Origin of the sequence: Kribbella qitaiheensis, assembly GCF_042657745.1 — a bacterium.
GTDB classification, from domain to species: domain Bacteria; phylum Actinomycetota; class Actinomycetes; order Propionibacteriales; family Kribbellaceae; genus Kribbella; species Kribbella qitaiheensis.
The window spans coordinates 1-18159 of record NZ_JBHSKE010000018.1 but is presented as its reverse complement, the minus strand read 5'-3'; the positions used below and the strand labels follow the sequence as shown (position 1 = coordinate 18159).

General features: G+C 69.8%; 17 protein-coding genes and 1 pseudogene. 15 read left to right on the top strand and 3 right to left on the bottom strand.

Translation table 11 applies throughout. The features are described from left to right. Positions 1 to 162: 162 nt before the first annotated feature. Entirely contained in the window at positions 163 to 1854 is a 1692-nt protein-coding gene (locus ACFPJ1_RS15800) for a right-handed parallel beta-helix repeat-containing protein (RefSeq protein ID WP_380104439.1), read from the bottom strand. Positions 1855 to 1945: 91 nt separating this feature from the next. Here ACFPJ1_RS15800 and ACFPJ1_RS15795 point away from each other — a divergent pair, with 91 nt between their 5' ends. The 5 genes from ACFPJ1_RS15795 (at position 1946) to ACFPJ1_RS15775 (ending at position 6071) form a co-directional block, all read left to right on the top strand. After that, positions 1946 to 3136 carry a glycosyltransferase gene (locus tag ACFPJ1_RS15795; protein ID WP_380104438.1) on the top strand — a complete coding sequence of 397 codons (1191 nt, stop codon included), beginning with the start codon at positions 1946 to 1948 and terminating at the stop codon, positions 3134 to 3136. Positions 3137 to 3296: 160 nt separating this feature from the next. Continuing rightward, positions 3297 to 3725, top strand: coding sequence for an adenylyltransferase/cytidyltransferase family protein (locus tag ACFPJ1_RS15790; RefSeq protein ID WP_380104436.1), 429 nt, complete (start codon positions 3297 to 3299; stop codon positions 3723 to 3725). After that, positions 3722 to 4468, top strand: coding sequence for a CDP-alcohol phosphatidyltransferase family protein (locus ACFPJ1_RS15785; RefSeq protein WP_380104435.1), 747 nt, complete (start codon positions 3722 to 3724; stop codon positions 4466 to 4468). Before ACFPJ1_RS15790 ends, ACFPJ1_RS15785 begins: the two co-directional genes overlap by 4 nt. Continuing rightward, positions 4468 to 4881 carry an FAD synthase family protein gene (locus tag ACFPJ1_RS15780; protein WP_132295888.1) on the top strand — a complete coding sequence of 138 codons (414 nt, stop codon included), beginning with the start codon at positions 4468 to 4470 and terminating at the stop codon, positions 4879 to 4881. Before ACFPJ1_RS15785 ends, ACFPJ1_RS15780 begins: the two co-directional genes overlap by 1 nt. Continuing rightward, entirely contained in the window at positions 4878 to 6071 is a 1194-nt protein-coding gene (locus ACFPJ1_RS15775; protein ID WP_380104433.1) for a glycosyltransferase, read from the top strand. Before ACFPJ1_RS15780 ends, ACFPJ1_RS15775 begins: the two co-directional genes overlap by 4 nt. Positions 6072 to 6080: 9 nt before the next feature. Here the strand turns inward: ACFPJ1_RS15775 and nadA are convergent, their stop codons facing one another. Next, entirely contained in the window at positions 6081 to 7271 is a 1191-nt protein-coding gene (nadA, locus tag ACFPJ1_RS15770) for a quinolinate synthase NadA (protein WP_380104431.1), read from the bottom strand. Positions 7272 to 7385: 114 nt separating this feature from the next. On the opposite strand from nadA, the gene ACFPJ1_RS15765 reads away from it, so the two are divergent. The 10 genes and pseudogenes from ACFPJ1_RS15765 to ACFPJ1_RS15720 all read left to right on the top strand — a co-directional run bounded on the left by ACFPJ1_RS15765 (position 7386) and on the right by ACFPJ1_RS15720 (position 16733). Further along, positions 7386 to 8261, top strand: a complete 876-nt coding sequence (locus ACFPJ1_RS15765) for an AAA family ATPase (RefSeq protein WP_132187856.1) — start codon at positions 7386 to 7388, stop codon at positions 8259 to 8261. A 5-nt stretch (positions 8262 to 8266) separates the two neighbouring features. Further along, positions 8267 to 9376, top strand: a complete 1110-nt coding sequence (locus ACFPJ1_RS15760) for a vWA domain-containing protein (protein WP_380104428.1) — start codon at positions 8267 to 8269, stop codon at positions 9374 to 9376. Beyond that, a pseudogene (locus tag ACFPJ1_RS15755) lies at positions 9369 to 9542 on the top strand (XdhC family protein); the annotation flags it as partial. The gene ACFPJ1_RS15760 and the pseudogene ACFPJ1_RS15755, both read left to right, overlap by 8 nt. 42 nt (positions 9543 to 9584) lie before the next feature. Then, positions 9585 to 10490 (top strand): XdhC family protein, encoded by a 906-nt coding sequence (locus ACFPJ1_RS15750; protein ID WP_380104556.1) that lies wholly within the window; start codon positions 9585 to 9587, stop codon positions 10488 to 10490. Between the two features lie 84 nt (positions 10491 to 10574). After that, positions 10575 to 11045: a (2Fe-2S)-binding protein gene (locus ACFPJ1_RS15745; protein ID WP_380104427.1), complete on the top strand. Its 471-nt coding sequence runs from the start codon at positions 10575 to 10577 to the stop codon at positions 11043 to 11045. After that, positions 11042 to 13426 carry a xanthine dehydrogenase family protein molybdopterin-binding subunit gene (locus tag ACFPJ1_RS15740; protein WP_380104425.1) on the top strand — a complete coding sequence of 795 codons (2385 nt, stop codon included), beginning with the start codon at positions 11042 to 11044 and terminating at the stop codon, positions 13424 to 13426. Before ACFPJ1_RS15745 ends, ACFPJ1_RS15740 begins: the two co-directional genes overlap by 4 nt. Beyond that, a complete protein-coding gene (locus tag ACFPJ1_RS15735) occupies positions 13423 to 14277 on the top strand; it encodes an FAD binding domain-containing protein (protein WP_380104424.1) in 855 nt (284 codons plus the stop codon). The genes ACFPJ1_RS15740 and ACFPJ1_RS15735 overlap by 4 nt, the downstream gene beginning before the upstream one ends. Continuing rightward, the gene (locus ACFPJ1_RS15730; protein WP_380104422.1) at positions 14274 to 14963 is read left to right on the top strand and encodes an SRPBCC family protein; all 690 of its coding nucleotides are present in this window, start codon (positions 14274 to 14276) and stop codon (positions 14961 to 14963) included. Before ACFPJ1_RS15735 ends, ACFPJ1_RS15730 begins: the two co-directional genes overlap by 4 nt. A 73-nt stretch (positions 14964 to 15036) precedes the next feature. Beyond that, positions 15037 to 16131 (top strand): glycerate kinase family protein, encoded by a 1095-nt coding sequence (locus ACFPJ1_RS15725; protein WP_380104420.1) that lies wholly within the window; start codon positions 15037 to 15039, stop codon positions 16129 to 16131. 239 nt (positions 16132 to 16370) lie between these two features. Then, complete coding sequence (locus tag ACFPJ1_RS15720) at positions 16371 to 16733, top strand: HesB/IscA family protein (RefSeq protein ID WP_380104419.1); 363 nt, start codon at positions 16371 to 16373, stop codon at positions 16731 to 16733. Positions 16734 to 17045: 312 nt separating this feature from the next. Here ACFPJ1_RS15720 and ACFPJ1_RS15715 read toward each other — a convergent pair. After that, positions 17046 to 18159 (bottom strand): MFS transporter (locus tag ACFPJ1_RS15715; RefSeq protein ID WP_380104418.1); only part of this gene is annotated, 1114 nt, incomplete at its 5' end.

Below are 18159 nucleotides of genomic sequence, written 5' to 3'. Positions count from 1 at the left end.
GGTGCGGCCTTCCCCCGAAGACTACTACTTGACGTAGTCGTGACAATGCGCAAAGTCGTTGCGCTTGTCCCCCAAATGCCGATCAAGCCTCCCTGCTGAAGGGAAATCGGCATTCTCCGAGTCGTTGCCCCAGGCGTGCATTGCACACGTTCGTCGGTGCGTTCAGCTCGTCTGGAAGCTCCCCGCGGTATCGAGGCCGGCGCGTTGCCAGCCGGTCGCGTTGAGCTTGGTGCCGAACTTGGCGAACCGCTGCGCGGACGCCTGATCCAGCAGGTACCGGTTGCCGCTGAAGGTGAGCTGCCCGGCGGGCACCTCGGCCCCGCTGTTCTGCACCATGCCGGTGGACTGGGTGCCGCCCGTCATCCCGATCGTGTTGCCGGTGACACGCACGTTGCGGAGCAGGTAGCGGCCCCACGGTCCGTCGCCGCGGGTCCGGGACTGGATCGAGACGCCGTTCACGTTGCCGGTCACGGTGTTGTTCCGGACCTGCACGTTCGAGGAGGTGTTCACGTTGATGCCACCGCCGTCCCACAGCGAGGTGCCGGACCCACGTCCGGTGCCGAAGCCGTTGCCGGTGATGGTGTTGTGCTCGATCACGCCGTTGCGGCTGATCTCGAAGCGGATCCCGTCGGCGGCGTTGTTCGCGATCTTGTTCGAGCTGATCACCCGGCCGTCGTCGGCCACGTCCGCCCACATCCCGACGCCCTTGTTGGCCCGGATCACGTTGCTGCTGACGGTGCCGGAGGAGCGCGTCGACTTGATCCCGCCGGACTCCCAGTCGGCGATCCAGAAGCCGTCGGTGTTGTTGTAGGTGATCACGTTGCGGGTCAGGTCGGCCTTGAGCGAGTTGTACTGCCCGAGGCCGAGCTGGCCGTTGTGGTGCACCAGGTTGCGGTCGATCCGGGCGTTGTTCGCCTTGACCAGCATCAGGCCGACCGACTTGTTCCAGCGCACCTCGTTGGCCTTGACGGTCCAGCCCGGACCGGAGACCAGGGCGCCGGCCTGGGCCGGGCTGGCGAAGTGCTCGATGGTCAGGCCGCGGACCGTGACGCCCGGCGCGTTCGACTCGATCGCGGTCGGCGTCTTCGACATCTCGACCGCGTGCCCGGCCGGGTTGCTGGCGACGTAGATCGCGTCGGCGGCGTAGTCGGCGTAGAAGGTGCCGGCCTTGACCGCGGCGAGGGAGGCGACCCGGGTGAGATGGGTGCCGTCCACGAACACCTGCTCCCGCAGGCTGCAGATGTTCGCCTTGTCGTCCTCGCACTGGCCGCTCTTCCCGTACGCCGCCGGCAGCGCGCCGCGGGCGACCCAACGGGTGCCGGTCTTGCTCCAGCCGGTGAGGGGGACCGAGCCGGACAGGACCGCGCGGGAGGCGCTGGCGATCGTCATACCGGCCTTGGGCCGGATCGTCTGGCCGATCCGGTGCAGGCCGGCCGCGAAGCAGAAGGTGGTGCCGGCCGGGCGTGCGTTGATCACCGACTGCGCGTCCTGGCCGGGCTTGATCACCACACCGCTGCAGGAGCCCGCGACAGCCGGGCCCGCGTTGCTCTCACCGACGACCGATTGGGCCGGACCGGCAGGAGTGGCGGTCTGCTTCGGCTTGGGGGTTTTGGCCTTGACGGACGGGACCGGCTTCTTCGACGGGCCGGCCGTCGGTGGCTTGCTCGAGGCGGCGGCCGGAGGCTTCGTGGTCGGCTTTGTGAGGGGAATCCCTGAGCCGGCAGCAGAGTTCTGCTCGATGCCGCGTGACTTACTTGTGGATGCCGCGTTCTTCAGGTGGGAGATGACTGGATAAGCCGCTGTAACGCCGACCACCGCCATCGCGATAACCGCTGCGAACCACAACTTCCTCAAATCACCCTCCGGGTGTGGCGGCGCGCATGTCCGCGCCGCAGGGGCGGTCCCACGAACCAGGTGTCACCACCGCGAGACTTAAGGTAGTGCCATGCGGGTCGCCATGTTGCACAACCGTTACCGTTCGGGTCAACCCAGTGGCGAGAACACGGTCGTCGATCAAACGGCTGATTTTTTGCGTACCTCAGGACATGTCGTTGACCTCTACGCACAGAACAGCGACGAAATCGCGCAAATGGGCCGCAAGGATCGCGCGCTGTTACCGCTTCGCTCCGTATGGTCATTCTCCGCCGAACGCGATTTAACATTCCGATTGCAGGAGCGACGTCCTGACGTCGTGCATGTGCACAACACCTTCCCGCTGTTCAGCCCCTCGGTACTGCGGGCCGCGCACCGGCTGGATCTCCCGGTGGTGGCCACGCTCCACAACTTCCGGCTGATGTGCGCCAACGCCGTCCTGCAGCGCGACGGTGGTCCGTGCGAGGACTGCGTCGGCCGGATCGCCTGGCGGGGCGTCCTGCACGGGTGCTACCGGGAGTCGAAGGTGCAGAGCCTGCCGCTCGCGACCGGCATCAGCGTGCACAACTCCCTGCACACCTGGCGGCGCTACGTCACCACCTTGGTGGCGCCGTCGGAGTTCGTCCGCTCCCGGTACGTCGCGGGCGGCTTCGACCCAGAGCAGATCGTGGTCAAGCCGCACGCGGTCCCGCAGGCGGGCGCAGTACGGGAGGGTGCGGGTGACTCCGTGGTGTTCCTCGGGCGGCTACAGGAGGACAAGGGGTTCGCCGACCTCCTGCAGGCGTGGGACTCGTCGCTGGGGGAGTTGGTGGTGATCGGCGACGGCCCGCTCCGCGGCGAGGCCGAGGCGCTGGCCCAGCGGAACCCGTCGGTCCGCGTGCTCGGACAACTCCCCTGGGTCGAGTGCATGGAGGTGCTCCGCTCCGCGCGCGTCGTCGTCGTACCGGCTCGTTCCTATGAGACGTTCGGTCTCGTGGTGGTCGAGGCGTTCGCGCACGGAGTACCGGTGGTCGCGTCCAGGATCGGAGCACTGGCGGAACTGGTGGACGACGGGGAGACCGGCGCGCTGACCGAGCCGGGGGATCCGGAAGGGCTGCGGAAGGCCCTCGGGTGGCTGGTAGACCCCACCACTTCGATAGCCTGCGGGCAGCGAGCTCGACAGGTCTATCTCGACCGCTTCACCCCGGAGCGAGACCTCGAGGCCACGGAGAGGATCTACACCGATGCGATCGCCCGCCGAGCGGCCCACGGCCGGTCGCGCTAGGCGGGCTGTGAGCGCGCGGTATAAGGTCAGCGCTGACGTGGGGGGTCACGTCGGTCGTTGGTGGGAGCCGGTTGTCCGGGGGTTCACCGGCAGTTCGTCACGCAGAGAGTCGCCCAGGGGGCGCCGAAGGGTCCGCGAGGACTCACAGGGGGAGCAGAAGGTGCCGCAACGCATCGGATACCTGACCGGGGTCTTCGATCTGTTCCATGTCGGTCATCTCGACGTGCTGGAACGGGCCAAGGAGAAGTGCGACCGGCTGGTGGTGGGTGTGCTGACCGACGATTGGGCGATGGACGCCTGGGGAACCCGGCCGTTCGTGCCGCTGGTCGAGCGGGCCCAGATCGTCGAGCAGTTGCGCTGTGTCGACGAGATGGTTGTGGTGGAAGGCGTCGAGCCCGAGTGGCTGATCGGCGTACTGGGGGTACGGACCGTGTTCGCTGCCAGTGGTACCGACGGCGTGCTGGGCGTCGACGAGCTCGACGGGATTCCCGCCGGGCTGGTCAGCACCCTGCCGGCCGGCCGGGGTTCCAGCAGCCAGATCCTGCGCGCTGCGATCGACCAGCGACAGTCGCGCAGCTCCGTCGCATGACGCGCCGCTCCCTCGGCGACGTCGTCGCCGAGTTGGCCCGAGCCCAGAAGTCCTCTGCCGGCACGCCGGTGTACTCACGGTTCGTCAACCGGCGGATCGGCCGGTACCTGGCCGCCGCCGCGTTCCTGGCCGGCCGCACGCCGAACCAGGTCAGCTTGGCCAGCGGGTTCTGCTCGCTGATCGGCATCGTGGCGATCGCGCTGGTCGAGCCCAGCCTGCCGCTCGCGCTGGTGGTGACCGCCCTGCTGGTGCTGGGCTATGCCCTGGACTCCGCCGACGGCCAGCTGGCCCGGCTGCGCGGCGGCGGGTCGCCGCTGGGGGAGTGGCTCGACCACATGATCGACTGCGTGAAGGTCGCGTTGCTGCACAGCGCGGTGCTGATCTCGCTCTACCGCTTCGATGCCTTGAGCAACGAGCTGGTGCTGCTCATCCCGCTGGCCTACCTGTGCGTGTCGACGGTGATGTTCTTCGGGCTGATCCTGATCGACCAGCTCCGCCGCCGCCACGGTGGCGAGAAACCCAACGTGCGGGGCGATTCCGTCGTCAAGTCGTTGCTGATCGCACCGACCGACTACGGCATCCTCTGCCTGGTCTTCCTCGCCTTCGGCCGGCCCTCGTTGTTCATCGTCCTGTACGCCGCGATGCTGGTGGCGAACCTGGTCTTCCTGCTGGCCGCGGTCGCCAAGTGGTACCGCGAGATGGCCGCGCTCCAGCCCGCCGCCCGCGTCGAGGTACAGGGCTGATGGGCGTCGTCGGCTACGCCCCCGGGGTCTACGACATGTTCCACATCGGCCACCTGAACATCCTGCGCCGGGCGAGCGAGCACTGCGACTTCCTGATCGCCGGCGTGGTCGAGGACGACGTGGTGACCCGGATCAAGGGCCGGCCGCCGGTGGTGCCGCACCACGAGCGGATGGAGGTCGTCCAGGCGATCGGTCTGGTCGACCAGGTGGTCAGCGACTGGTCCAGCGACAAGTTCGAGATGTGGAAGCAGTTGCGCTACGACGTCCTCTTCAAGGGTGACGACTGGAAGGGCACAGAGAAGGGGACCCGGCTGGAGAAGCTGCTCGGCGAGGTCGGTGCCGGCGTGCACTACTTCCCGTACACGGCCTCCACCTCGAGCACCGATCTGCGCAGGCTGCTGGAGGGAACATGACGGTGACCCGGCCGAAGATCCTGCTCAGCGCCTACGCGTGCCGACCCAAGGGTGGGTCCGAGCCGGGTGCCGGCTGGGCCTGGGCGAAGGCCGCCGCGCGCGACCACGACGTCTGGCTGCTGACCCGCGGCAAGTTCGCGCACGAGATCGCCGAGGAACTCGCGATCCGCCCGGTGCCGTCGTTGACGGTGGTGCCGCTCGAACTGCCGAAGTGGGTGCTGAAGCTGCGGCGTCGACCCGCCGACGTGTACTGGTACTACCCGCTGTGGCAGCGACTCGCCGGGCGCACGGCCCGGCGGCTGCACGCGCAGTACTCGTTCGACGTGATCCACCACCTGACCTTCGCGGTCGACTGGATGTCCGCGGGCGTCGTCCGGCCGTCCTCGGCGAAGGTGATCTGGGGCCCGGTCGGGGGATCGACCTCGGCGCCGCTCTCGATGGCGCACTGGCTCGGCCCGCGCGGTGTGTCGGCAGAGCTGGTACGGCGGGGCTACACCGGGATGCTCCGCAAGGTGATCGGCCGGAAGCTCGCCCAGAGCGCCGATCTGGTGGTTGCCCAGAACAAGGATGTCGCCGAGGAGTTCAAGGACTCCGCGGCCGAGGTGGTCGTCGAGCCGAACGTCGCGATCAGCCGCTTCGCCACGGCCAGCGGGCCGCGTGAACCTTATGGTGCCGCGGGCATCAAGACCGCGCTGTTCGTCGGCCGGCTGATCCCGTGGAAAGGGCTGCTGATGGCGATCAGCGCCCTGGCCCGCCCGGAAGCCGCGGGCTGGGAGCTTCGGGTGATCGGCGACGGTCCCGACTGGCGCCGCGCCGAACGCCTCGCCGAGAACCTCGGCATCCGCGACCGCGTCGAGTTCGTCGGCCAACTCCCGCGCGAAGAGGTCCTGGACGCTCTCCTGCGCGCGGACGCTCTCCTGGCACCCGCCATGCGCGAAGCGGCCGGCTGGGCCGTGGCCGAGGCCCTGGCGAGCGGCTGCCCGGTGGTCTGCCTCGACCGAGGCGGCCCCTCGGTGATCGTCGGCCCCCAGGACGGAGCCGTCGTCTCCTGGCGCGGTGACGTAGTCGGCGAACTGGCCAAGGGCCTAGCCGGTCTCCACGGCCGCATAGAACCCGTGAACCGCTGGTCCCCGGACCGCCTCCCCGAGGTCCTGGCGACCTTCTACGCCCCCACCCGCGTCGCCAACTAAAAGGTCCGGCTAGTCGCGGGCTGTTTTGCCCGGGAGCGCGAGCATCCGGTCCAAGGCGATCTTGGCGTACTTCTCGGTGTCGGCGTCGACGGTGATCGGGTTGACGACCGTGCCGGCGACCAGGTTCTCCAGGGTCCAGACGAAGTGGGGGAGGTCGATGCGGTTCATCGTGGCGCAGTAGCAGACCGTCTTGTCGAGGAACACGATGTTCTTGTCGGCGTGCTGCTTGGCGAGTCGCTGCACCAGGTTGAGCTCGGTGCCGACCGCCCACGACGTACCGGGCTCGGCCTTCGCCAGGGTGTCGATGATGTACTCCGTGGAGCCGACCAGGTCCGCCTTGGTGACGACCTCGTGCTGGCACTCGGGGTGCACGATCACGTTGACGCCGGGAACCCGCGAGCGCACGTCGTCCACCGACGCGGCGGTGAACCGGCCGTGGACCGAGCAGTGCCCGCGCCAGAGGATCATCTTCGCCGCGGCCAGTTGCTCGCGGGTGAGACCGCCGCCCGGCTTGTGCGGGTCGTACACCACGCACTCGTCGAGGCTGAGGCCCATCTTCAGCACGGCGGTGTTACGGCCGAGGTGCTGGTCGGGCAGGAAGAGCACCTTCTCGCCCTGCTGGAAGGCCCAGTCGAGCGCGACGTCGGCGTTGCTCGAAGTACAGACCGCGCCGCCGTTGCGGCCGCAGAACGCCTTGATGTCGGCGCTGGAGTTCATGTACGTGACGGGCACGGTCACGTCGGCGACACCCGCGTCGGCGAGCGCGTCCCAGGCCGCCTCGACCTGCTGGATGCGAGCCATGTCGGCCATCGAGCACCCGGCTGCGAGGTCGGGCAGGATCACGGTCTGGTTGTCGTTGGTCAGGATGTCCGCGGACTCGGCCATGAAGTGCACACCGCAGAACACGATGTACGGCGAGTCGGGGCGGGCCGCCGCGTCCCGGGCGAGCTTGAACGAGTCACCAGTGACGTCGGCGAACTGGATCACCTCGTCGCGCTGGTAGTGGTGGCCCAGCACGAACACCTGGTCCCCGAGCGCGGCCTTGGCCTTGAGTGCCCGCTCGACCAGATTCGGGTCAGAGGCGGGCGGCAGCGCGCCAGGGCACTCCACCCCGCGCTCCGAGTGGGGGTCGGTGTCCCGGCCCAGGAACAACAACGGGAGAGACTTCGAACCCTCTACGGTGGTCGTCACGTCAACCATCGTGCCATGACGGCGGCCTGGGACCTCGTGGTGCACGTCACTGCCCACGATGCGAAATTCCCGGCCACGGCCGGATCCTTGGCAACGGCACCGAACCGGGGTGATTCTGAACAGATGAACGTCGTCGGCTCCGCGGCAGAGCTCGCCGAGCGATTGCGCGGAACCGGGTACCTCGCCGATGACGGCCTGGCCACCGTCGGCTACCTGGCGCTCGTGCTGGACCGGCCACTGCTGCTGGAGGGCGAGCCGGGCACCGGCAAGACGTCCCTCGCCGAGGCCATCGCCCTCGCGCTCGGGCTGCCGTTGATCCGGCTCCAGTGCTACGAGGGCATCGATGCCTCGCAGGCGCTGTACGACTGGGACTTCCCGCGGCAGATCCTGCACCTGCGCACAGTCGAGGCGACCGGGAAGGGCGCGAAGGTCGAGGACGTCGAGAAGTCCCTCTTCGACGAGCGCTTCCTGCTCGCCCGGCCCGTACTGCGCGCCCTCCGCGAAAGCCCGGCCGTCCTCCTGGTGGACGAGATCGACCGCTCCGACGACGAGTTCGAGGCGTTCCTGCTGGAGGTCCTCTCGACCCACGAAGTGACGATCCCCGAACTCGGCACGGTCGCCGCGAAGGTGCCGCCGATCGTCGTGCTCACCTCCAACCGGACCCGCGAGGTGCACGACGCGCTGAAGCGCCGCTGCCTCTACCACTGGATCGACCACCCCGGTCTGGAGCGCGAGGTCGAGATCGTCCGGACCAGGCTGCCGGAGGTGTCCGCACGGCTGGCCGAGCAGGTCGCGCGGTCGGTCCAGCGGATGCGCGAACTGGACCTGCTCAAGCCGCCCGGCGTCGCGGAGACGCTCGACTGGGCCCGGGCGCTCGACGCGCTCGGCACGGACACCCTCGACGTCCAGGCCGCGGCGGCGACGCTCGGGGCGGTGCTCAAGTACCGGGAGGACACCGACCGGGTCCGGGAATCACTGGACCGGCTGCTGGCGAGCTGACTGCCATGACGATCCGCGGCCCGGACCCATCTCCCGACCACCTGCTGGTCGGCTTCGGTTCCGCGCTGCGGCACGCGGGCCTGGCGGTGACGGCCGATCGGGTGCAGGTCTTCCTGCGTGCGGTGGCCGCACTCGATGCGGGCGTCGCCGCCGACGTCTACTGGGCCGGCCGGGCCGCCCTGTGCAGTGGTCCGGACGACACCGCGCGGTACGACGAGGTGTTCGCCGCCTGGTTCTCCGGCGATCTCCCGCGCACGGCGCACCGGCAGCGCCCGGCCGCGACCACCTTGCAGGCCGGGCTCGAGTCACCGGATACCGATGCCGATGGCAACGACCGGTCGATCGCGGTGGCCGCGAGCCAGACCGAGATCCTCCGGCACCGCGACGTCGCCGAGCTCTCCGCCGCCGACCGTGCCGAACTCGTCCGGCAGTTCGCGACCCTGAGACCGCGAGCCCCGGTACGGCGTGGAGCCCGGCGGCGGCCGTCCAACCGGGGCGAGATCGACCCTCGGCGCACCCTGCGGGCCCAGCTGCGCCAGGTCGGCGAACCTGCTCGCGTGCTCCACCGGCGCCGTGGCACCAGACCTCGCCGGGTCGTCCTGCTCATCGACGTGTCCGGCTCGATGCGTCCGTACGCCGACAGCCTGCTCCGGTTGGCTCACTCGCTGGTCCGGGTGGCCCCGCGCCAGGTGGAGGTGTTCACCGTCGGCACCCGGCTCACCCGGGTGACGCCCGCGCTGCGGCACCGCGACCCGGAGTACGCGCTGCGGCTGGCAGGCGACGTCGTACCGGACTGGTCGGGTGGCACTCGGCTCGGTGAGGTGCTGAAGGTGTTCCTGGACCGCTGGGGTCAGCGTGGAACCGCGCGCCGGGCCGTCGTGGTGGTGTGCAGCGACGGGTGGGAACGCGGCGACACCACGTTGCTGGGGGAGCAGCTGCGCAGACTGGCGGGATTGGCGCACCGGGTGGTCTGGCTCAACCCTCATCGCGGCAAGCCCGGCTATCTGCCTGTCCAGGCGGGGATCGTGGCCGTGCTGCCCTATCTGGACGACCTGATCGCGGGGCACAGCCTGGCCAGCTTCGCGGATCTTCTGGAGGTGGTGGCCGATGCGTGACGTTCTGGAGCAGCTGGCGAGGTGGTGGAGCGCCGGCCATCCGGTTGCCGTCGGCACCGTTGTCGCGACGTTCGAGTCCGCGCCGCGGCCACCGGGCGCGATGATGCTGGTCGGCCCCGGTGGCGAGGCCGTCGGCAGCGTGTCGGGCGGCTGCGTCGAGGGCGCGGTCTACCAGCTCGGCGAGGAGATCCTGGAGTCGGGCGAGCCGGTGCTGCAGCGGTACGGCGTGAGCGACGAGTCGGCCTTCGCGGTCGGGCTCACCTGCGGTGGGATCCTGGACATCTTCGTCGAGCGGGTCGACCAGGCGTCGTACCCGGAACTGGGCGAGGTGGCGGCCGACATCTCCGCCGGCCGCCCGGTCGCGGTGGCGACCGTGGTCGCACACCCCGACGCGTCCCGGGTCGGTCGCCGTTTGGTGGTGCGACCCCACGGGCAGCCGACAGCCGGCAGCCTCGGGTCCGACCGGTCCGACGCCGCGGTGGTCGACGACGGGCGCGGGCTGCTCGCGACCGGCCGGACGGAGACGCTGGAGTACGGGCCGGACGGGCAGCGCCGGGGTGAGGGGATGCAGGTCTTCGTCGCGTCGTACGCCCCGGTGCCGCGGCTGCTGGTCTTCGGGGCGATCGACTTCGCGGCGGCGGTCGCGAAGCTCGGCTCGTTCCTCGGCTACCGGGTGACCGTCTGCGACGCGCGCGGTGTTTTCGCGACGGCGTCGAGATTCCCGTCGGCCGACGAGGTGGTGGTCGACTGGCCGCACCGGTACCTGACCGCCGAGGTGGCCGCCGGGCGGGTCGATTCCCGGACCGTTGTCTGCGTGCTCACCCACGACCCGAAGTTCGACGTACCGCTGCTGGAGGTGGCGCTCCGGCTGCCCGATCTCGCGTACGTCGGGGCGATGGGCTCGCGCAGAACCCACGACGACCGGCTGAAACGGCTCCGCGAGGCCGGGCTGACCGAGCCCGAACTGGCCCGGCTCGCCAGCCCGATCGGGCTGGACCTGGGCGCCCGGACCCCGGAGGAGACGGCGGTCAGCATCGCGGCCGAGATCATCGCGCTGCGCTGGGGTGGGGCCGGCGACCGGTTGTCGGCGCAGGCCGGGTCCATCCACCACTGATCTCCCTCCCTTGTGGTGCGCGTCACACCAGGCGCACGATCGGAGGACATCGGCACTGCTCATTGTCATTGTCTGGAGGCTGGGATGTCTCGGATCACAGTGAAGGTCGACGGAGGCGGCTACACGGACGACGTGGAGCCTCGCACGCTGCTCGTACATTATCTGCGCGAACAGCTGGGAAAGACCGGCACCGTGGTCGGCTGTGACACCGGCAACTGCGGCGCCTGCACGGTGCTTCTCGACGGGCGGAGCGTGAAGTCCTGCTCGATGTTCGCGGTCCAGGCCGACGGGCACGAGATCACCACGATCGAGGGGCTCGCGACCGACGGGCAGTTGCATCCGATGCAGCAGGCCTTCCACGAGAACCACGCGCTGCAGTGCGGCTACTGCACGCCCGGCATGATCATGCAGTCGATCGACCTGCTGGCCGACAATCCAGACCCGACCGAGGACGAGGTCCGGCTCGGGCTGGAGGGCAACCTCTGCCGGTGTACGGGCTACCAGAACATCGTCCGGGCCGTCCGCGCGGCCGCGGCCGCGGGAGGTGCGCAATGACCACCACGCAGGAGCGCCCGGCGGCCGAGGTCGGCAATCCGCGCCGGCGCAAGGAGGACGCCCGCCTGATCACCGGCCGGACCCGCTGGACCGACAACGTGGTCCTGCCCGGCATGTTGCACCTGGCAATGGTCCGCAGCCCGTTCGCGCACGCCCGGATCACCGGGATCGACACCGAGGCGGCGAAGGCGTCGTCCGGAGTCGTCGCGGTACTGACCGGGGCCGACCTGGCCGAGGAGCAGGGCGGGTTGCCGTTCGCCTGGACGGCCACACCGGAGCAGAAGGCGCCGGCCCACCCGTCCATCGCGGTCGACACGGTGAACTTCGCCGCCGAGATCGTTGCCGTCGTGGTGGCCCGGTCGGCCGCCGAGGCGAACGACGCGGCAGATCTCGTCGACGTCGACTACGAGGAACTCCCGGCGGCGCTGGAGTTGAAGGCGGCGGCCGCCGACGAGGTGCTCGCGCATCCCGATCTGGGCACCAACGTGTCGGCCCGGTTCAACTTCGACTCCGCCGAGGCGGGCACCGGCGGGGATGTCGACGCCGCGATCGCGGCGGCCCGGGACGGCGGCATCGTGATCGAGCGCGAGTACCGCCAGCAGCGGCTGATCCCGGCGTTCATGGAGCCGCGGTCGATCGTGGCCGACCCGACCGGTGAGCAGTTGACGGTGTGGTCCTCGACCCAGGTGCCGCACTTCGTCAAGATCTTCATCGCGCTGGTGCTCGGCATCCCCGAGCACAAGATCCGGGTGATCGCCCCCGACGTCGGCGGCGGCTTCGGCGGCAAGCTGCAGTTCACCCCCGAAGAGGTGCTGACCGTGATCGCGGCCCGGCGTACCGGCAAGCCCTGCAAGTACTCCGAGACCCGGTCGGAGTCGCTGCAGGCCGCCCACCACGGCCGGGACCAGTGGCAGAAACTCACCCTCGCGGCGGACCGCGACGGCACCGTCAGGGGACTCAAGGTCGAGCTGCTCGCGAACATGGGGGCCTACCTCGGCCTGGTGTCGGCGGGCATCCCGATCCTCGGCGCGTTCATGTACAACGGCATCTACAAGTTCCCGGCCTACCGGCTGACCTGCACCAACGTCTTCACCAACAAGACCTGGACCGACGCGTACCGCGGCGCCGGCCGGCCGGAGGCGACCTTCGCGGTCGAGCGGCTGATGGACGAGCTCGCGGCCGAGGTCGGGATCGACCCGCTGGAGATCCGCGAGCGGAACTGGATCAAGCACGAGGAGTTCCCGTTCGCGACCGTGTCGGGCATGCACTACGACTCGGGCAACTACGAGGCGGCGACCGCGAAAGCCAAGGACCTGTTCGGGTACGACGACCTGCGCGCCGAGCAGCAGAAACGCCGCGAGTCGGGGGACCCGGTCCAGCTCGGGATCGGCATCTCGACGTACACGGAGATGTGTGGGCTGGCCCCGTCGCGCTGGCTCGGCTCGATGGGCTACGTCGCTGGCGGCTGGGAGCACGCGTCGATCCGGATGCTGCCGACCGGCAAGGTCGAGGTGATCACCGGCACCAGCCCGCACGGTCAGGGACACGAGACCGCGTGGAGCCAGATCGTGGCCGACCGGCTGGGCGTTCCCTTCGAGGACGTCGAAGTGCTGCACGGGGACACGCAGGTCTCGGCCCGGGGCCTGGACACCTACGGGTCGAGATCGCTGGCCATCGGCGGGATGGCGGTGCTCGCGGCGGCCGACAAGGTGATCGAGAAGGCCAAACCGATCGCGGCCCAGTTGCTCGAGGCCAACGCCGACGACCTCGAGTACAGCAGCGGGCGGTTCGGGGTCCGGGGTACCGCAGCGGGGATGAGCCTTGCCGAACTCGCTTTCGCGGTGTTCCAGGGACACAAGCTGGACGGCGGCGCGGAGCGCTCGCTCGACGCCGACGCCACCCTCGAACCGGACGACTTCTCCTTCCCGCACGGCACCCATCTGTGCGCGGCGGAGGTCGACACCGAGACGGGAGCGGTGACGATCCGCTCGTACGTGAGCGTCGACGACGTGGGCAACGTGATCAACCCGGTGATCGTCGAAGGGCAGGTGCACGGCGGTGTCGCGCAGGGCATCGGGCAGGCGCTGTTCGAGGAAGCGGTGCACGACGAGTCCGGCACCTTGGTGACCGGCTCGTTCGACTCGTATCTGGTGGCGGCGGCACCGGATCTGCCGTCGTTCGTGACGGCGCGCACCGAGACCCCGGCGACGACGAACCAGCTCGGCGTGAAGGGAGTCGGCGAGGCCGGCACGATCGCCTCCACCCCGGCCGTGGTCAACGCGGTCGTCGACGCGGTCCGCCATCTCGGGGTGTCCGACGTCGAGATGCCCTGTACGCCGTACCGGGTCTGGAAAGCCTTGCAGGAAGGGGCGAAATCATGATTCCGGCAGCGTTCGACTACTACGCGCCGACGTCGGTGGACGAGGCGCTGGCCCTGCTGCGCGAGCACGACGACGCCAAGGTGCTGGCCGGCGGCCAGAGCCTGATGCCGGTACTGCGGTTGCGCCTGGCGGCGCCCGAGGTGATCGTCGACCTCGGGCGGATCGCGGAGCTGCGTGGGATCCGCGACGACGGCGACGCACTGGTGATCGGCGCGATGACGCCGCACAGCGTGGTCCAGGCCGACCCTTCGATCGCCGAGCACGCGAAGCTGATCTCGCTCGCGGCCGCCGCGATCGGCGATCCGCAGGTGCGTCACCGCGGGACCTTCGGGGGATCGCTGGCGCATGCCGATCCGGCCGCCGACCTGCCGGCGGTGGTGGTGGCGCTCGACGCGGAGATGGTGATCCAGGGTCCGGACGGTCGCCGTACGGTCGGTGCCGCGGACTTCTTCGAGGGCGTGTTCACCACGACCCTCAGCGAGGACGAGTTGCTGGTCGAGATCCGCGTTCCGAAGTACACCGGCTGGGGCGCGCACTACGAGAAGTTCAGCCGGGTCGCGCAGCAGTGGCCGATCGTGGCGGTCGCGGCCGCCGTACGGCTGGACGGCGGCACGATCGCGGAGGCGCGGGTAGGGCTGTCCAACATGGCGTCGATCCCGGTCCGGGCGACGGCGGTCGAGCAGGCACTGGTCGGTCAGCCGGCTACGGCCGAGGCGGTCCGGGCGGCCGCGGCCCGCGCCGCCGACGGGACCTCGCCGCCGACGGATCTCAACGGCGATGCGGAGTACCGCAGGCACCTCGCCTCGGTGCTCACCCGGAGGGCGGTACTGAGCGCGGCAGGCGCTGGATGAAGCTCGAGCACCGCTTCGTCGTACCGGTGCCGGTCGAGCAGGCCTGGGCCGCGTTCAACGACCTCGAACGGGTGGTGCCGTGTTTCCCCGGCGCCACCCTGACGTCGTGCGACGATGACGCGTTCGCCGGGTCGTGCAAGGTGAAGCTCGGCCCGGTGGCGTTGCAGTACACCGGGACCGGCACCTTCGTCGAGCGCGACCCGGCGAACCACAGCGCCGTACTCGAGGCCAAGGGCAAGGATCGGCGCGGCAACGGCACCGCGACCGCCCGGGTGACCGCGCAACTGACGCCGACCGGTGACGCGGCCACCGAGGTGACGGTCGACACCGACCTGATCATCACCGGCCGCCCGGCCCAGTTCGGCCGCGGCCTGATCCAGGAGGTTTCCGACAAACTCCTGGACCAGTTCGTCGACTACCTGACCGTCCAGCTGGCAACTCCGATCGAGCCGGCGAGCCCGGCCGAACCAGCGAGCCCGGCCGAATCAGCGAGCCCTGCCGAACCGGTGAGTCCGGCCGCGCCCACGCCACCCAGGCCGCCGACGCCCCCGCCTGGTCCGGCGCCTTCTTCCGAGGCTTCCCTGAACCTCGCCTCCACCCTGCTCCCGGCCGTGGCCAAACGCGTCGCCCCCTACTTGATCGGCGCCGCCGTGGCTCTCCTTCTCCGTCGGCTCCTGCGCCGCTGACCGCGCCCGGCAACTGTCCGGGGGATGGCCGCGGTGCAGCGCGAGGGAGTGGGCGTAGGAGAGGATGTCGGCTATGCGCGTGCTGATTGCTCCGGACAAGTTCGCTGGGACGTTGACTGCTGTCGAGGCCGCGGCTGCGATCGAGGAAGGGTGGCGGCGGCGGGATCCGCAGGCTGAAGTGCTGGTGGCGCCGATGGCGGACGGCGGGCCCGGGTTCATCGACGTACTGACTGCTGTTGTCGACGGCACCTTGTTGTCGGTGACCGTGCGTGGCCCGCTCGGCGAGGAGGTCCCGGCGACGGTGCTGGTCGCGGGGGAGACCGCGTACGTCGAGACCGCGCAGGCATGCGGGTTGCACCTGGTCGAGCCGAAGGATCGCCGGCCGGAGGATGCGACGACGTACGGCGTGGGCCAGTTGATCGCGGCGGCGGTCGACGCCGGAGCGAAGCGGATCATCCTCGGTCTCGGCGGGTCCGGCACGAACGACGCCGGCGCCGGGCTGCTCGCGGCCCTGGGTGCCACCGCGGCCGGCGGCACCCTCGACGCGGGGGCGACCGGGCTGGCGACGCTCACCGAGGTGGACCTCGAGCCGGCCCGGAGGAAGATGGCCGGGGTCGAGTTCGTGGCGGCGAGCGACGTCGAGAACCCGATGCTCGGTCTGCGCGGCGCGACCAACGTGTTCGGCAGCCAGAAGGGCATCACCGACGACCGGAAGCCGGAGGTGGACCTCTGGCTGACCAAGTTCGCCGAGCTGGCCGGGCGGAAGACGGCCGATGCCAAAGGCGCGGGTGCCGCCGGCGGGCTCGGGTACGCGCTGCTGCTGCTCGGCGCCGAACGCGTCTCCGGGATCGACCTGGTGGCGGAGCTGACCGGGCTGCAGGTGAAGGCCGCGCAGGTGGACATCGTGCTCACCGGCGAAGGTGCCTTCGACTTCCAGTCGCGCGACGGCAAGGTGATCTCCGGCGTCGCGAAGGTGGCGAACGACGCGATGCGGCCCTGCGTGGTGCTCGCCGGCAAGGTGCAGATCGGCGCCCGCGAGATGCGCACGATGGGTGTCGAGTCCGCCTACTCCCTGGTCGACGCGGTCGGCGAGGAGCGCGCCTTCGCCGACCCCCACGGCTCGCTGGCTGCCGTCGCCGAGCGAGTAGCCCGCACCTGGGCCCGGTGAACCACCTCCTGCGTACGCCGTACGCGGTGTCCGGCGGCGTCTGGGCGCCGCGCCGCGACCACCCCGCGGTACGCCGTACCGGGATCAGCCAGTGAGCCGACTGCTTGATCGGGGAAATTGGTGTGCGACCATGGGAATGGTTCGGGATCGGCGTGTGTTGGCCCGAATGACAGCGGACTTTCCGCGCGTGGCCGCCTGCCCAAAGCGGCCGGGCGCTCAAGAGATGACTGGAGTCAGGAATGACTGAAGCGCAGACCGAGCAGGCCGCAACCACGGCCAGTGGCATCCTGTTGAGCGACGGGGCTGCTGCCAAGGTGAAGGCGCTGCTGGACCAGGAAGGTCGCGACGACCTCGCCCTGCGGGTCGCCGTGCAGCCGGGCGGTTGCTCCGGCCTGCGGTACCAGCTGTTCTTCGACGAGCGTCAGCTCGACGGCGACGTGGTGGCCGACTTCGGCGGTGTGAGCGTGGTCACGGACCGGATGAGCGCGCCGTACCTCAAGGGTGCGTCGATCGACTTCGTGGACACGATCGAGAAGCAGGGCTTCACGATCGACAACCCGAACGCCACTGGCTCCTGCGCCTGCGGCGACTCGTTCAACTGATCCAACCCAAGGCCCCGCTCCCCCCAACCAGGGCGAGCGGGGCTTTGTCATGCCCACCCCCAAAGCGGCACTTTGTGCATCACCTGAGCAGATCCCGGCGCAAGAAACGCTCAAGCCGTGCACAAAGTCCGCCTTCGGCCCCCACATCGGGACCTCGGCCACCGCCTCGGGCCTCAGACATCAGGCCGGGCCGATGGCTGGTTGTTCGCCGGCTGGCGCCCTCTAAGCCGCCAGTCGGCGAACAGACCGCCAGCCGTGCCCTGGAATCGGTGAAAGCCAGCGCCAGGCTGTGGGTCGCTCGGGTGTGGAGGTTCAGTGCGCTGAAGCGCCCTCGCGGGCTCGCTTCGGGAGTAGGTAGGTGACGAGGAGGCTGACGGCGAAGAGGGCGACGGCTACGAGGGTGGCTGTCTTGGTGGCGCCCAGGAAGGCCTGGTCGGGGAGGAGCTGGAAGAAGATGGTCCCGATGACGGCTACTCCGATCGCGCCGCCGAACTGCTGCATCGCGGTCAGTACTCCGGACGCCGAGCCCGCGGCCTGGTCGTCGATCGAGGCCAGGATGATGTCGAAGAGCGGGGCGAACACCATGCCCGCGCCGATCCCACTCGCCAGGGTGGCCGGCACCAGGTTCCAGATCGTGGTCTGGTCGCCATAGACGTGCAGCGTGAACCACACGTCCACCATCGAGACCGCCATCACCAGGATCCCGAGCTGCAGCGCCTTCCGGCCGAGCTTCGGCGCGAGCAGCCCGCCGGACAGCGGCGCGCCGATCGCGATGCCGAGCGAGAACGGCACCATCGCGAGTCCGGCCTTCAAGGGGCTGTAGTGCAGACCGAGCTGGGTGAACAGGTTGAAGACCAGCATGAATCCCGACATGGCCAGGAAGAACGTGGTGATCACGCCGAGCCCCGCGACGTACCCGCGGCTACGGAACAGCGACGGGTCGATCACCGGGTTGCCCGACCGGCGCTCCCGCCAGCCGAACAGCGCGAACACCGGTACGGCGGCGACCATCATCGCGATCGACCACACCGGCCAGCCGAGTTCGCGACCCTGCACCAGCGGGTAGATCAGCAGACCGCACGCCAGGCTGACCAGGATCACGCCGGCGGTGTCGAGCCGGGACGCGCCGGGCGTCTTCACCTCGGGCATGTACCGCAGCGCGCCGAGGAGAGCGAGCGCGCCGATCGGCACGTTGATCCAGAAGATCATCCGCCAGCCGGCGTCGAACCAGTTCGCGTCGATCAATGCCCCGGCGATGATCGGCCCGGCCACCGCCGACAGGCCCATCACCGGGCCGAACAGCGCGAATGCCTTGCCGATCTCCGCGGGTGGGAAGACCGCCTTCAGGATGGCGAAACCCGGCTCTTCACAGTTGAGGGTGTAGAGCTGATCGGCGCGTCGGTGGCCGGGTAGGGGTCGAGGTCTT